This is a genomic window from Virgibacillus sp. NKC19-3 (assembly GCF_019837165.1).
Lineage (GTDB): Bacteria > Bacillota > Bacilli > Bacillales > Amphibacillaceae > Virgibacillus_L > Virgibacillus_L saliphilus.
Genome location: NZ_JAGYHC010000001.1, coordinates 660,531 through 676,438 on the forward strand (window position 1 = coordinate 660,531; position 15,908 = coordinate 676,438).

Annotated in this window: 15 protein-coding genes; 7 read left to right on the forward strand and 8 right to left on the reverse strand. The window is 41.1% G+C overall.

All coding sequences use genetic code 11. The features are described from left to right. The first annotated feature begins 9 nt into the window (after positions 1–9). Genes htpX through KFZ56_RS03355 form a run of 3 tightly spaced genes read left to right on the forward strand, consistent with a single transcriptional unit; the run spans position 10 to position 2,820 of the window. Positions 10–900, forward strand: coding sequence for a zinc metalloprotease HtpX (htpX, locus tag KFZ56_RS03345; RefSeq protein WP_222640243.1), 891 nt, complete (start codon positions 10–12; stop codon positions 898–900). A gap of 15 nt (positions 901–915) precedes the next feature. Beyond that, the gene (locus KFZ56_RS03350) at positions 916–2,112 is read left to right on the forward strand and encodes a class I SAM-dependent rRNA methyltransferase (protein WP_222640244.1); all 1,197 of its coding nucleotides are present in this window, start codon (positions 916–918) and stop codon (positions 2,110–2,112) included. Between the two features lie 33 nt (positions 2,113–2,145). Then, on the forward strand, positions 2,146–2,820 hold the full coding sequence (locus tag KFZ56_RS03355; protein WP_222640245.1) for a uracil-DNA glycosylase: 675 nt from the start codon (positions 2,146–2,148) through the stop codon (positions 2,818–2,820). Positions 2,821–3,042: 222 nt separating this feature from the next. Here the strand turns inward: KFZ56_RS03355 and KFZ56_RS03360 are convergent, their stop codons facing one another. The 6 genes from KFZ56_RS03360 to KFZ56_RS03385 form a co-directional block, all read right to left on the reverse strand. Next, entirely contained in the window at positions 3,043–3,837 is a 795-nt protein-coding gene (locus KFZ56_RS03360) for an ABC transporter ATP-binding protein (RefSeq protein ID WP_222640246.1), read from the reverse strand. A 22-nt stretch (positions 3,838–3,859) separates the two neighbouring features. Beyond that, on the reverse strand, positions 3,860–4,750 hold the full coding sequence (locus KFZ56_RS03365) for an ABC transporter permease (protein WP_222640248.1): 891 nt from the start codon (positions 4,748–4,750) through the stop codon (positions 3,860–3,862). 221 nt (positions 4,751–4,971) lie between these two features. After that, positions 4,972–5,928, reverse strand: a complete 957-nt coding sequence (locus tag KFZ56_RS03370; protein ID WP_375540691.1) for an ABC transporter substrate-binding protein — start codon at positions 5,926–5,928, stop codon at positions 4,972–4,974. Between the two features lie 464 nt (positions 5,929–6,392). Beyond that, positions 6,393–7,307: a homoserine kinase gene (gene thrB / locus KFZ56_RS03375; RefSeq protein ID WP_222640251.1), complete on the reverse strand. Its 915-nt coding sequence runs from the start codon at positions 7,305–7,307 to the stop codon at positions 6,393–6,395. Further along, the gene (gene thrC / locus KFZ56_RS03380) at positions 7,304–8,365 is read right to left on the reverse strand and encodes a threonine synthase (RefSeq protein WP_222640252.1); all 1,062 of its coding nucleotides are present in this window, start codon (positions 8,363–8,365) and stop codon (positions 7,304–7,306) included. Before thrC ends, thrB begins: the two co-directional genes overlap by 4 nt. After that, on the reverse strand, positions 8,337–9,662 hold the full coding sequence (locus KFZ56_RS03385) for a homoserine dehydrogenase (protein WP_222640253.1): 1,326 nt from the start codon (positions 9,660–9,662) through the stop codon (positions 8,337–8,339). The genes thrC and KFZ56_RS03385 overlap by 29 nt, the downstream gene beginning before the upstream one ends. 325 nt (positions 9,663–9,987) lie before the next feature. Here KFZ56_RS03385 and KFZ56_RS03390 point away from each other — a divergent pair, with 325 nt between their 5' ends. Further along, positions 9,988–10,137: a hypothetical protein gene (locus KFZ56_RS03390; protein ID WP_222640254.1), complete on the forward strand. Its 150-nt coding sequence runs from the start codon at positions 9,988–9,990 to the stop codon at positions 10,135–10,137. Positions 10,138–10,261: 124 nt separating this feature from the next. Here the strand turns inward: KFZ56_RS03390 and KFZ56_RS03395 are convergent, their stop codons facing one another. Next, on the reverse strand, positions 10,262–11,416 hold the full coding sequence (locus KFZ56_RS03395; protein WP_222640256.1) for an MFS transporter: 1,155 nt from the start codon (positions 11,414–11,416) through the stop codon (positions 10,262–10,264). Positions 11,417–11,583: 167 nt separating this feature from the next. On the opposite strand from KFZ56_RS03395, the gene KFZ56_RS03400 reads away from it, so the two are divergent. Together KFZ56_RS03400 and KFZ56_RS03405 are read left to right on the forward strand one after the other, a co-directional pair. Then, entirely contained in the window at positions 11,584–12,402 is an 819-nt protein-coding gene (locus KFZ56_RS03400) for a squalene/phytoene synthase family protein (RefSeq protein ID WP_222640258.1), read from the forward strand. 411 nt (positions 12,403–12,813) lie between these two features. Next, a complete protein-coding gene (locus KFZ56_RS03405) occupies positions 12,814–14,370 on the forward strand; it encodes a BCCT family transporter (protein ID WP_222640260.1) in 1,557 nt (518 codons plus the stop codon). 164 nt (positions 14,371–14,534) lie between these two features. On the opposite strand, the gene KFZ56_RS03410 is transcribed toward KFZ56_RS03405, so the two are convergent. Next, positions 14,535–14,924, reverse strand: coding sequence for a hypothetical protein (locus KFZ56_RS03410; protein WP_222640263.1), 390 nt, complete (start codon positions 14,922–14,924; stop codon positions 14,535–14,537). Between the two features lie 177 nt (positions 14,925–15,101). On the opposite strand from KFZ56_RS03410, the gene KFZ56_RS03415 reads away from it, so the two are divergent. Next, entirely contained in the window at positions 15,102–15,869 is a 768-nt protein-coding gene (locus KFZ56_RS03415; RefSeq protein WP_222640265.1) for a MerR family transcriptional regulator, read from the forward strand. Positions 15,870–15,908: the final 39 nt, after the last annotated feature.

Below are 15,908 nucleotides of genomic sequence, written 5' to 3' on the forward strand. Positions count from 1 at the left end.
GGGAATATTATGCTGTATCAACAAATTCAAAATAATAAACGGAAGACAGTTTTACTTGTCGTCTTGTTCAGTGTGCTCGTACTAGTAGTTGGTTGGGCAATTGGTTATTTATTTAATAATGATTGGGTATCAGGGATTGTCATTACCCTCATTGTGCTCGCAATCTATATTCCGATCACATTGAAAACAGCCGGTTCCCAAGTCCTGAATATGTCCGGGTCCAAAGAAATTCAAAGGGAAGATCATCCACAGCTCTTCGGTGTCGTGGAAGAGCTTTCTTTAGCTGCGCGTATCCCAATGCCCAAGGTCTATATCGTGAATGACCCTGCCCCCAACGCGTTTGCTACGGGAATAAAACCGGAAAAGGGAGCAGTTGCGTTCACGACAGGTTTATTGGATAGACTGAATCGGGAAGAGCTGTCAGGTGTAGCCGCTCACGAGATCTCCCATATTCGTAATTACGACATTCGTTTAATGACGATTAGTGTGGCCCTGGTAGGTGTCATTGTTCTTATCGCGAATATCGGTTCACGTATGATGCTTTTTGGTGGTGGAAGAAGAGGTGGCAATAATAAGAACAATAACCCGATTGTTATGATTTTAGCCATTGTTTTAGTGATTCTTGCACCACTTGCAGCTCAATTTGCAAAACTAGCCGTCTCGAGAAATCGTGAATATTTAGCAGACGCCTCCGCGGTTGAATTAACTCGTAATCCCAAGGGGCTAATTAATGCATTAACGAAAATCAGCCAAGATCCAAATGAGGTAAAAGATGCAAAAGAAGCTACGGCTTCCATGTATATTTCCTACCCATTTAAAAAGAAACGGAAGAAAAATAGTGCCTTGTGGTCAACGCACCCTCCGATGGAGAGCCGTATCGAACAATTGCAAAATATGTAGCCAAAGGATGAAAACATGCGCGCCGTAATTGAATTAAAAGTGAAACCGAAATATAGAGCTAATTATAAAAATAATTATCCCTTGATTAACAAAGATGCGATCCTAAATCCCGAAGTGCTTGAACGTGAAGGAGATATTTTGCACTTAGTCGGTGAGAACAACCAATTCTTTGCAAAAGGCTACTATGGAGAACAGAATAAAGGCATTGGCTGGGTGTTAACGCATAAAAAGGAAGAACAAATTGATTTCACCTTCTTTAAAACGAAAATGGTGGAAGCCATCAATAAGCGACAAGTCTTCTATGAGGATAAAAACACGAATGCGTTCCGTGTCTTTAATGGAGAAGGGGACGGCATTGGCGGTTTGACGATCGATTATTTTGCTGGCTTTTATTTGATAAATTGGTACAGCGCCGGGGTCTATACATTCAAAGATCAGGTTATCCGTGTATTGGATGATCATGTCCAATATCAGGCCATTTACGAGAAAAAACGATTTGATACAAAAGGAACATATATGGACGATGATGATTTTGTCAAAGGGACACGTGGTGAATTTCCTGTTATTGTAAAAGAAAATGGCGTGAATTATGCGGTTTATTTAAATGATGGTGCGATGGTAGGAATATTCCTTGATCAGCGTGATGTGAGAGAAGCCATTCGTGTGAAGTATGCTAAAGGAAAAAAGGTTCTTAATACGTTTTCGTATACGGGCGCTTTTTCTGTAGCTGCTGCGCTGGGTGGCGCGAAAAAAACCACAAGCGTTGATTTAGCAAAACGCAGTAAACGTAAGACGGCCGAACAATTTAGCATTAATGGAATCGCTGATAACAAGCAGGATACCATCGTCATGGATGTCTTTGACTATTTTAAATATGCACGTCGGCATAATATGAAATTTGATATGGTAATCCTTGACCCACCAAGCTTTGCACGATCGAAAAAACGTACATTCCGTGTCGCTAAAGACTATCCGGCACTGATCAAAGATACTATCTCGATAACAGAGAAGAACGGAATCATCATTGCATCTACCAATAATGCATCCCTTGACATGAAGAAATTTAGGGGTTTTGTGGCAAATGCGTTTCGGGAGATGGGGGAAAAATATAATATATTGGAAGAGTTCTCATTGCCGAAGGATTTTCACGTCGATCGGAATTTTCCGCATGGTAATTATTTGAAGGTGTTGGTGGTGAAGAAAGTAGATTAATGGATTATTGAATACAAAGGGGGAGGTATTGATATGGTTATTTTAACGAATGACTGGGCACCCAAGATGGATAAGGAATTTCAAAAGGATTATTATTTGCAGTTACGTTCCTTTTTGAAAAAAGAATACCAAACGCGAACAATCTATCCGCATATGAATGATATTTTCAATGCGCTTCATTATACATCTTATGAAAATACAAAAGTAGTTATCCTTGGACAAGATCCGTATCATGGACCAAACCAGGCACATGGATTAAGTTTTTCTGTTAAACCAGGGGTAACAACGCCGCCTTCTTTAAAAAATATCTATCAAGAGCTTCAAGCGGATGTAGGTGCACCAATTCCAAATCACGGTTGTCTGGTAAGCTGGGCAAAACAAGGTGTACTTTTATTAAATACCGCATTGACGGTTCGAGCGGGACAAGCCAATTCGCATCGAGGCAAAGGTTGGGAGTACTTCACTAACGAGGTGATTCGGCAAGTTAATGCAAAAGAAGAGCCGGTCGTGTTTTTCCTTTGGGGTAGAAACGCGCAGGCAAAAGAGGAATTCATTAATGCTTCTCGTCATCATATTATTAAATCCCCTCACCCTAGTCCATTTTCAGCACATAAGGGATTTTTTGGAAGCCGGCCGTTCTCACGTGCAAATCAATTTTTAAGAGAAGCAGGACGCTCGGAAATTGATTGGTCCATACCTAACAAGTAAAATGCGAGTCATTCTATTCAACGATTGGGGCACAGAACTGGGTGAGGTGGCAATATATTCTACGAATCATTGATTTAATCAGGACTATAAAAACCAAATTCCTCCTAATTTGCTTAGCAGGAAATGGGCTCTTTTTGTGCCTCATCATCTACCACTATATGAAATACAAACTTTTGATGTTTGATGAAGGAAAAAACAATTACCTAGCAAAATAGCCAGCATTTACTCTAGCATCAATTTGTCATCAGCTAATTCTTGGCCGCTGAGTTGCTTAAATTCTTCCAGCAACTGTTCAACCGTTAAAACACGTTTTCGTTCCCCTTCAATATCGAGAATAATTCGTCCGTTGTTCATCATAATCAAGCGGTTACCAAGGCGAATGGCTTGCTCCATATTATGAGTGACCATGAGTGTCGTCAGCTTTAAATCTCCAATAATCTCTTCTGTCAGCTGCGTAATCAATTCTGCTCGTGTAGGATCCAGAGCAGCCGTGTGCTCGTCCAGTAGCAAGATTTTAGGGTTAGTAAACGTCGCCATGAGCAAACTGAGTGCCTGTCGCTCTCCGCCAGATAGAAGTCCCACCTTCGTCTTCAGTCGATTCTCTAAACCTATTCCAAAACCTTCTAACTGTTCTCGAAACATAACTCGTTTCTCTTTTGTCACGCCGAACTTCAGACTTCGGCGTTTTCCCCGAGCATAAGCCATGGCTAAATTTTCCTCGATGGTCATATGCGGCGCAGTGCCAGCCATTGGATCTTGAAAAATACGTCCAATCCAGCGGCTGCGACGGAACTCCGGAAGCTCTTGTATTTCATTATGATCGACGCGAACGACACCTGCATCAGGTTGTAAAACCCCGGAAATAATGTTCATCAACGATGATTTCCCAGCTCCGTTGCTACCGATGACCGTCACGAAATCACCGGGGTTTAATGTTAGATTGATGTGTAGCAAAGCAACCTTCTCATCCCGAGTGTCAGGATTAAATAATTTAGTTACATTGTCAATTTCAAGCATTAGCCTTCACCATCCATATCTGTTATTTGGAGGAGATTAAAAGTTCTTGAGAACGTTTCTGTGCCGTCTTTTTTTGTTTCCTTTTCCGTTGCAGGGTAGGAAGAACAAGGGCAACAATGACAATCAAGGCGGTAATCAATCTCAAATCAGAAGCATCAAACCATTCTACTCTCAGAGCAGTGGCTACCACTATTCGGTAAATAATCGAGCCTAGAATGACCGCCAACGTTGCACGGAATACCGTTTTGGCTCCAAAAATAGCTTCCCCGATAATGACCGATGCCAACCCAATCACAATCATACCTATTCCCATTGAAATATCGGCAAAACCTGATTGTTGTGCAATCAATGCTCCGGACAAAGCGACTAGCCCATTAGATAAACTGACCCCAAGTATTTTGGTGTGATCTGTATTGACACCCAAGCTTTTGATCATCAATGGATTATCACCAGTTGCTCTCAGTGCAAGTCCAAAATCGGAATGCAGAAATAGATCAAGTAAAACCTTGACCATTAGCACGAAAATCGGCATAAGAAGCAGTGGAGAAACATCGGCAAAAAGCGCTTCAGACCCTCTCAAAGTAGTGTTGGGTTGCCCCATAATACGTAAATTAATGGAGTATAATGCAATCATCATTAAAATACCTGATAAGAGGCCATTAATTTTCCCCTTTGTATGTAAAAGACCTGTACAAGCCCCGGCTGCGAAGCCACCCATAAAAGCTGTCATGGTGCTTATCCACGGTGCAAATCCGTTGGTAATCATCACTGCTGCAATGGCTGCTCCAGTAGTAAAACTTCCATCCACGGTTAAATCAGGGAAATTTAGAATTCGAAATGTAATATAAACACCTAAGGCCATCAGTGCATATATGAGCCCTAGCTCTATTGCTCCGGGTAACATGTTTAACATAAACAACTCTCCTTAAGTACGTGTTCAAAAAGCCTCTGAATCACAATGTACAGGACGTATTACTATCACCGTTGCCCCTGGATGGGGCGTTTTTATCCGATGTTCTTTTAAAGACGTGGATTGAAAAAACGGCGATATGTAAGTTTTATAGACTTTTTAACTAACCGCTTTAACCAGAGGGGCTGGATCAAAGAAGAAGCCCCCTCCTGGTTAACTAACCATTACTCAATAATATTTTCCTCTGAATCATTAACCATATCTTGCATGGCATCGGTTACTTCGATTCCCTGGGCTTCTGCTGCCTCCAGGTTTAGAATATAATCAAGTTGATCAGGAAAGGTTACCGGCATCTCCCCGGGATCTGTACCATTTTTCAAAATGTCTTCAGCCATTTGTCCTACTTGATAGCCGTGATCATAATAATCAAATCCTACCGTGGCAAAGGAGCCTGCTTCCACGGTATCCCTATCGCTGGAGAAGAATGGAATGTCATTTTCTTCAGCTACATCAATAATGGAGTCAACAGCGCTAACCACCATATTATCAAGCGTAATATAGATGGCGTCTGCTCTTCCTACCAACGACTCAGCTGCCTGTTGTACTTCGGACGTAGTGGGAACAGAGGCGCGAATTAGTTCAATTTCATGTTCAGCCAATGCTTCCTCAGCTTGTTCGGCCATAACTGCCGCATTAGGTTCCCCTTCATTAATGACAACACCGACTGAATCTACATCTGGAAAATGTTCGGCAATAAAATCCATCAACATGGTGATCGCTTCCGGGTTGGTGTCCGCTCCGCCGGTGACGTTTCCACCTGGTTGTTCCAGATCATCTACAAGCTGTGCATCTAAAGGATTGGTAACTGCAGAAAACAGGACTGGTACATTTTCAACCTGCTCTATGACCGCTTGGGCGGCCGGAGTCGCTATGGGTAAAACTAATTCATAGTCCTTCGTTGCGATATCTTGGGCAATGGACAAGTTATTGGTTGAATCAGCCTGAGCATTGTTATATTCCACAGTTAAATTACTACCTTCTTTAAATCCTGCATCTTCTAAAGCAGCCAGCATACCTTCCCGTGTTGCATCAAGGGATGGATGCTCTACATATTGGGCGATGGCAATGGAGTAATCTTCCTCGCTACAACCGGCAACAACAATCAGCGGTGACACCCCCAATGCGAAAAGTAGAAACACTAAAATTCTCTTTTTCAAAAAAACATCTCCTTTCACTTTTATAGAAAATGCTAGCCGTTAAGCAATGGCTTTTTGCCAATCCATCTTGCCCGGCGTGTGACGCACCAAATGTATGTACCACTACTTAAAAGTCACCATTTTCTAATAATTATGTTTATATAAATGGATTTATTGCCAATATTCCAATAGATATTAATAAAAAATGTTCCAGATACCCTTAACTTCACTCTTTCAAGGATTCGTTAACGTATCTACAGCCATCTACTTATGTATATTTCAATTTTATCCTAACATAACAAAAATGAAATTACAGATGGTTAACAATAATGCACAGATTAATTCAGTACTATTTAAAAATTTTATAAATTATACCATTTTATTTATTTTTATACAACTCATCGTTCAATTGGCAGGAATAGAGGTGAAATTAAAAAGACAACTGCTTATCATTCTGCAGCTGTCTTTTCACTATTTATTATCTGAAGGCCGCTTGGGTCTATTTCTAGTGCCGTAACTTGATAATCCATAAGCACAGATTGCATCTGTCCAGCAATTGCTTTACCCTTACCCTTTGGGGTAAAAGAAATCATTGTAGGACCCGCTCCACTGATGACCGTTCCGTATGCACCACACATTTTCGCTTCTTCTTTCATTTCCTGATAGCGGGGGATGAGTTTTGCCCGATATGGTTCGTGAAATAAATCTGCTTCCATCATTTTACCAGCCCGCTCATAATTACCTGATAGTAGGAAAGCGATGAGAAGGTTGCTTATACTGCTTGCTGTAATGGCGTGTTCCCTTGAAAAGTGATCTGGGAGAACATTTCTTGCTGCTTCTGTTTTAAGTTCAAAATGAGGGACATATCCAACGACATCAACATCAAGATCAGGTGCTTTTATCCAATCAACTTCCGTCTCAGATAATTTTGTTGTAATCGTAAATCCGCCCAATAATGCCGGTGCTATATTGTCCGGATGCCCCTCCACTTCTGTTCCATATTGGAGCTTTTCCTCCTGAGAAAGAGAGAGATCGCATACTTGATTGGCCAATTCAATGCCGGCAATGACCGCTGAAGCACTGCTGCCAAACCCTCGTGCTAAAGGAATGTCACTTGTGAGGGTAACTTTGCAAGCAGGAAGTGCTTTATTATGGCGCTTGGCTATTTGTGCTGCAACCCGATAAATCAAATGATCTTCAACGTATGTAGTTGTGGGAAGAAAAGGGGAGTGATTCTCTAACTCCCATTGCTGCGACTCCACAACATCTAATGTCAAATAAAGATTTAGTGCAATGCCCGCTGAGTCAAATGCTGGTCCTAAATTTGCAGTACTTGCTGGTACGGTGATGGTGAAATTTTTCATGCGTCTTTCACCTTGTTTTCTAAATAATCCATCACAGCTGTTTCATCATTTGGTAGTGTGACGGGATCTATCTCCAGTTGATCGATGGCTGTCTGTGGATCCTTTAATCCATTTCCTGTAAGTACTGTTACAACCTTACTTCCATGTGGAATGTTTCCCTTTTCGTGCTGCTGGATGAGACCTGCGATCGAAGCAGCGGAACCTGGCTCTGCAAACACGCCTTCTTTACGTGCGAGCAGTTTAAAGGCATGTGCTATTTCCTCATCCGAAACGGCGTTAATCCGTCCGTTGGATTCATCTCTGGCTCCGACGGCGAGTTCCCAGCTGGCCGGATTTCCGATACGAATAGCTGTAGCGATTGTTTCCGGATTAGGGAATGCCTTGTTATTTGCAATCGCTGCAGCACCCTCCGCTTCAAAACCGAACATTTTTGGAAGACCGGTTTGGTTTTCTTGGTGATATTCCTTGAATCCTTTCCAATAAGCACTGATATTTCCAGCGTTACCAACTGGAATAGAGAGAATATCAGGAGCAGATCCAAGCTGATCACAAACTTCAAAAGCTGCTGTTTTCTGTCCTTCCAAGCGGTATGGATTCACGGAATTAACCAGTGTGATTGATGACGTTTCACTTAATTTCCGCACAATCGTTAAGGCCTCATCAAAGTTCCCCTCAATTTCAACAATTTCAGCACCATACATCACAGCTTGGGCTAGTTTACCAAGGGCGATTTTTCCCTTTGGGATAACAATAATGGCCTTGAGTCCTGCTCTTGCAGCATACGCCGCCGCTGAGGCAGAGGTATTGCCGGTTGATGCGCAAATAACAGATTTGCTGCCTTCTTCCATGGCTTTTGCAACGGCTACGACCATTCCTCTGTCTTTAAATGACCCGGTTGGATTAACACCCTCCACTTTCCCGTAGAGCTCTATCCCTAGGTCTGCTGATAAAGCTGGAAAGGGGATTAGCGGTGTGTTCCCCTCTTGTAGTGACAATGCAGGTGTTTCTTCAGTTATAGGAAGATTCAATTTATAATGTTTCAGTAGTCCCGGCCACATGCGCAACATCTCCTTCGACTTTATAATAGCTTTTGACTTCCAGTACGTCTTGTAAATGATGAAGCTGGTTTAAGGCATGGTTGAAATTTCCTAACGATGTTTGATGTGTCACCAAAACAATTTCGGCTATTTCATGCTTTTTAATTGGATTTTGCAAAATCCGTTTGAAACTAATGTCGAGTTCGTGGAATAAGGAAGAGATCCTAGAAAATACCCCTGCTTCATCCTTCACATGCAACCTTAGATAATATTGACCAAAGCGATGGTCCGGTGTTTTTAATCCCTTTTTAAATTGAGGCTTTGTTACGGTTGTTCCGTTGACGCCTAACTGGACATTTCGAATGACGTCAACCACATCAGACATGATAGCAGTAGCCGTTGGTAGACTTCCTGCGCCCGGGCCGTAAAACATGGTTTCGCCAACGGCTTCACCATATACGTATACGGCATTGTATTCATTTTTAACATCGGCTAAAGGGTGCGCTTTTGATAAAAGTGTTGGTTCTACACTCACTTCTACTTCTTTGTCGTGACATTTAGCAAACCCAATTAATTTCATCGTATAGCCGAGCTGATCTCCATACTGAAGATCTGCTAGATCAAGGTTTTTTATCCCGGTGACTTCTACTTCTTCCAGTTCTATATCTGTGGAAAAGGCAAGCCTTCCTAAGATGGCCATTTTTCTGGCGGCATCGAGCCCTTCTACGTCTGAGGTAGGGTCTGCCTCTGCGAATCCTAATTCTTGAGCTTCTTGAAGGGCGTCCGCATAAGACATACCTTCGTTGTCCATTTTTGTTAAAATATAATTCGTCGTTCCATTCACAATTCCCATCACTTGCTGAATCCGATCAGCTGAAAGTCCACCGGTTATTCCTCTTAAAATTGGAATTCCTCCGGCAACACTTGCTTCATAAAAAAAGTCACATTTCTGTTGACTTGCCGCTTTCTGAAGCTCCGGGCCATGTAAGGCTATTAAATCTTTATTGGCGGTTACAACATGTTTTTTTGCTGAAAAAGCTTTCAAAATATGCTCCCTTGCTTCATCAATTCCGCCCATTACTTCAATAATCACATCGATTTGGGGATCATTTAAAATCGCATCCGGATTTGTGGTGATATGTGTATGATCTACATTCACATCCCGTGTTTTTTCGGGATCGCGTACTAAAATACTTTTTACATGAACTTCTGTCCCAAGCTGATGCATGAGTTCTGCTTGATTGTTTTCAATCATTTGCATAACTCCTGAGCCAACAACTCCAAATCCTAATAGACCGACAGATATTTTATTTCCCAAACATACCACCTCAACATTTCTTTTTAGATAAAAGCCAAGTTTTCTAATTATAAATTTAGTTTTTTATTTAATAGTCATTTAAACACGAAAAAAGAAGGATGGCAATAGTTAAATCCAGTAACACCGCTTACATCATGTTTTTTTAAGGAAAAGCGAGCTTAAGCAGGGAAGGTGAGCGTTGAGTCAGGGTGGGGGTAGTATTGTTTCTTCGTTGTTGATTCTTGCGATGGTACATAAAAAATACGTGAATTTTATTGGAAGAAGGCTTATTCGAATTTTCCATGAATACACTTACTATAAAGATGAAAATAGTGGGGTGTGAAAGATGAATTATAATAGTGCTGGTATTGCTTTTGTTGGATGTATTCTCCTGGGCTCAGGGATTGGTATGTTATTCGGTAATGTAGCTGCATGGGCAGCAATTGGTGTAGGGGGAGGGCTTATATCCCTGGCGGTTCTGAGTAGAAGGACGTAGGAAGAAAAAGATAATGTCACCATAAATTTAAACTCATGATATTGAGACGAAGGGTAAGAAGGCTTGTTTTCATCAACAAAGAAAAGCAAGCCTTTTCCATTTAAGAAAACCTCCATCATGTTAATCAAACATACGCTTTCCCTCGAATTTTCGCCATGGAAATGGACACGGAGATAAGCGCAATAATAACGAACAGTCCACCGACACGTGGCGTTACTTCAACGGAAGCTTGTTCAACGATTATGCCGCCAACAAAAGAGCCAAATGCGATTCCAAAGTGCAATGCAGAGTTGTTTAGACTTTGCTGAATATCGGATGTTTCAGGAGATGTTTCGATCAGGTAGCTTTGCATCGCTGGCGTTATTGCCCAGTTTCCCATTCCCCACATGACTAATGACACTAAAAATATCGGCAAAGCAAACGTGGTGTAGCTAATAGAAAAAATCGCGAATCCAAATAGAATCATAGCTGCAAAAATCATACGCTTTGATCCAATTTGATCGGATAAAGCGCCACCGACCGCGCCTCCACTTACAGCAGCAATCCCGAAGAGTAGATAGATAATACTCACCCATGTTCCATCAAGATCCATCGTCGTTTTGGCAAATGGGGTTAGGTATGCATATAGCGTTGAGTGGCCTGCTAAAAACAGAAACGTTGTCAGGTGTGCAAAGAATATTTTTCGATTTTTAAGTGTTGCTAACTGCTGGCGAAGCGGAATCGATGGTTTTGGAGCAACCTTTTCCATCAGCGCATACACGCCGACCATGGATAATAGGGTTAGCATGGCAATGAATACAAACGGAGCTCGCCAGCCAAAGAAATTGCCCAGCATCAAACCAATTGGTACACCAAGTACAAGAGACCCGCTGACACCCATCGTAACAATTCCAATGGCGCGCCCGCGATAGGCAGGTTTAACAATGTTAGCAGCCATGGTTAAACATAGAATAATAAGTAGGGATCCACTTAAGGCGGAAATAACACGCCCAAGGAATAGGATGCTATATGAAGGACTGGCAGCTGAGACAATATTTCCGAGCAAAAACACAGCCAAAGAAATCAGAGTCAGTCGTTTCCGTTCTATTTTAGCTGTTGTGATTAATAAGATTGGAGCTGCAATGGCAAAAATCAATGAAAAAATAGTGATCAGCAGTCCAGCCTGTCCAAGGCCTACATCTAAATCAGTGGCCACTAAATCCAATATCCCGCCAATAATTAATTCAACCATCCCGACAACAAACGAGACGATAGTCAGTAAATATACACGTTTATCCATAAAAGATGACTTCCTTCTTCTAAATAAAACTATCTATCCAATCGTAATCCTATTTGAAGTGAAAGACAAGAAGAATTTCTCGTGTATTCGACAAAATGTGGGGTGTGCCAGGTACTGTTTTTTTTGATATAATAGCTTTACCTACATGAAGAAAGGGGACTGCCTCGTTGAATAATGACGCGAAATTATATAAAGATGCCATGCGCGTCTTGAAACTTACAAGTAGAACGTTTTATATTCCAATTAAATTATTGAAGCCAACACTGAAAGAGACAGTGGCTTCGTCTTATCTATGCATGCGTGCTGTTGATGAAATCGAGGACCATGAGCAATTGGACGCGAAGACAAAGCAATACCTACTAAGGTCCACGAGTGAGCTATTACGGACAGAATTTGATAAAGAGGCATATCGTCAATTCGTTCAGCCCTACGAGTCTCTCCTTCCTGAAGTTACAGTAAGACTGGGGGATTGGATCGATTTTTGTCCTACAGGATTTGTGGAAAAAATGAAAGAGTCAACAAGTGTCATGGCTGATGGTATGGCGGATTGGGTAGAGAAGGATTGGCGCATTAGAACGAAAGCGGATCTGGATGATTATACGTATTATGTCGCAGGTTTAGTTGGTGTTATGTTGTCCGATGCTTGGGAATGGTATGATCAGACAGAAACAGATAGAGAATTTGCTATCGGATATGGTAGAGGCTTACAAGCGGTTAACATTCTACGTAATCAAGGGGAAGATGAAGAACGCGGGGTACGGTTCGTTCCGGATAATTGGACTAGAGACGACCTATTTGCCTACGCATCAAACAATTTAAAGCAAGGTGATAGATACATAGAAAGTATCGAGAATAAAAATATTATTTTATTTTCTAAAATTCCATTAGAACTAGCGAAAAAAACGCTAAAGGCTATGAAAAATGGCAATGAAAAAATGACACGTCAAGAAGTGGAATCAACAGTGGATGAGATTATAAATAAATAAAAAAACGGTTAGGCCCGTCCTAATCGTTTTTTTAGATTGCCACATTGTTGAGCATGCCTGAACCACCCGCAGCGCTGAGCGAAGTTTGTACGTTGCTAACCGGGCGCCCTGTGCCTTTGTTCTATGAAGGTCGAGGCTTTCCAAATTTAATACTATTTTTTTTACATCCAGCATATAGTAAATTTTAAAGTGGTAATGGAGGTGACCATTCATTATATTATAAAAGTTTGACTAGCTATTGGATTATTCCTATAATAATAAAATATGTTACTTAATTGAGCAAGCCGGTGGTACTTGTCAATGGGTATTATAACGTGAGACATAATAGTCATTTGCCATCCAACGGTCTTTAATGGCAAAGGAACACAAAATTATAGACACTTGCTCCTAAAACAAATTAGGAGGAAAAGCGTGAAATCAAAAAAGAAGAAGGAATTAGATTGGCCGGTATTTATCGTAAGTGGCGGATTTTTAATTGCATTTATTATTATATCATTCGTAAACAGCGAAATGGTTGGAAATGCTGTTGACACGTTATTTACGTATGCTTCCGATCTATTTGGAGCGTACTGGCAATTATTATTACTCGCAAACTTTTTCATTGGCCTGGGATTGGCTGTTTCAAGATATGGAAAGGTAAAATTAGGGCGGCAGGATAAACCGAAATATAGTTATTTTGGTTGGGTTTCTATGATTTTAGTAACATTGCTCGCAAGTGGTGGTGTGTTCTGGGCTGCCGCTGAACCGATGTACCATTATATGGATACTCCCCCATTATTTGGCGGCGGTCAGTTCGATAATATGAATGCAGCATTTGCACATGCATTTATGCACTGGGGGTTTACTGCTTGGGCAATTCTTGGAACACTTGCTGTCGTTGTTATGATGTATGTTCATTACAGTAAAGGGTATCCGCTGAAGCCAAGAGGACTATTATATCCAATCTTTGGTGAAAAAATATATGGAAAAAGTTTGCTTGGATCATCAGCTGATATTTTTTCTATTATTGCAACAGTTGCCGGTACACTCGGACCTTTAGGCTTCTTGGGTTTACAGATATCCTATGGATTAAATCATTTGTTTGATGTGCCAAATACATTGACAGTTAGTATCATTGTCGTATTAGTACTTGTTGGGGTTGCCGCTATTTCTGCTGCTACAGGGGTGGATCGAGGGATTTACCATCTCAGTAATTATAATGTGAAGTTTACAATTTTATTGGCCATTATTGTTCTCATTATTGGACCTACGATGTTTATTATCGATGCATTTGTGGGAGGAACAGGTTTCCATTTGCAAAACTTCTTCACGATGAGTATGTTTCGCGGAGACGAAGGCTGGCTTTCATCATGGACGATCTTCTTCTGGGGATGGTTTATTGGCTATGCTCCAATGTTAATTGTATTCATCAGTCGAATTTCTCGGGGGAGAACGATTCGAGAATTAGTTATCGCTGTTTCCATTGTTGCACCAATCGTTAATAACTTTTGGTTTTCTGTCGTAGGTGGGACAGGCGTATTTTTCGAAAGGGAAAATCCCGGTTCTATTTCAGATGCGTTAAATGCAGGAGGGATGCCAGCATCCGTAATGGCAATTACGGATCAACTGCCAATTGGTATGGTAATGGGATTAGGATTTTTACTCGTGTCTATTGTCTTTGTTGCAACTACTACAGATACCATGTCCTATACCGTGGCTGCTACAATAACAGGGAATGACCATCCCAAACGATGGTTGCGCGTATTTTGGGCAATTATTTTTGGTCTTACGACAGTGGTCATACTAACGATAGGAGAAGATAGCGTTACATCGATCCAGAATTCCATTATTATAACTGCAGTTCCCGTATCGCTGCTACTGTTGCCGCCACTCTGGAATGCTCCGAGAATAGCGAAAAAGATGGCGTTAGAACAAGGACTTATCTGGCAACGGGAAATGCGGAAAAAAGTAAATAAATTCGATAGTTAATAAAAGCATTAGTACGTAAGCAGGAAATTTTGCAGTGAAAACTAGAGTACAAGTTTTAGAAGAGGCCGTATCATATGACTACGGTCTCTTTTTTGAATGGTTATATCCGATTCAATAAAACGCAGCTCGTGCTGTTTCTATTGAAGAAACGTTTGTTTACATTGTTAAAAACATTGAAAAGATTGGATTCGGTTTAAATCAATGCCGAAATAAACCCACCTGAATCCTTGCCAACGAAAGCCTGCAATGGAATTAGCACCTAAAAATGTTGGAAAAAACCAGAAAGCATCATTTCTTAGCCATATATAGGTGAAACGAAACATGCAACCGCGAATCCCCCCGGGATCCACTGCATAGGCTTGGAATGAAGGTTGCTCCGGTGTAAAAGGTGGCGGTGGGGTAGCAGGAGCGCTAACTTGCCCGCCAGGAATCCCTCCCGGAGGCTGCTGTCCCGGAAATTGCTGCTGGCCTCCCGGTCCAAATAATTGCCCCCATATAAATCCAGGAAAATTAAACTGCCTCTGATCATCAAACGGTGGTTTGTTATCATTCATTTGCTATATCCTCCCTTATAAATACGTTCTCTTTACTATATGGGTTATTGCTCTAAATAGGGAATATTTTTTGAAGAATGGGCGGGTTGATAACATCGGATGAGAAGTTGGAGCACATAGATTTATTTACTTGTATTGTAAGTAGAACTTGACTCTAACGTTACGTCATGCTTTACCATGAATCATGAAAGGAGGCAGCTCGTTTTGAAAGTGAAAGAAGTTTCCGATTTAGTGGGAATTAGTGTGCGTACACTACATTATTATGATGAAATTGGATTATTAATCCCGGAAGATACTACGGAGTCTGGGTATCGACAATATTCACAAGGTGATCTTGAGACATTGCAACAGATTTTATTTTTCAGAGAACTGGGTTTCCCGTTGAAAAAAATTAAACAAATTATCAATGATCCTTTATTTGACCAATACGAAGCACTTGATTTGCATCGTAACATGCTGCTTGAAAAACGAAACAGGCTGGATCATATGATTCGGAATGTTGATAAAACAATCCAACACAAGAAAGGAGAAATACAAATGAGCGATAAAGAGAAATTTGAAGGCTTTGACTTCAGCCATAACCCATATGAGCAGGAAGCGCGCGAACGATGGGGAGACAAAGCTGTTGAGGAATCGAATACGACAATAAATACCATGTCCAAAAGTGAAAAAGAAGCATTTGAAACAGAGTTCAACGATATTTATCGTAAATTAGCTGCGATTCGCCATGAGTCTCCTGCATCAGATGTAGCTCAAGAAGGTATAAAAATGTGGTATGATTTCTTGAACCGAATAGGCAACTATTCATTAGATGCTTTTAAAGGACTTGGCCAGATGTATGTTGACGACGGGCGTTTCACTAAAAATATAGACCAATTTGGCGATGGATTAGCAGTGTTTATGCGTGATGCTATGGCGGTTTATGCAGATCAACATAAGAAATAACTCCTTGTGTCATTCTTGAATATAAAAATGTGAGGCTGG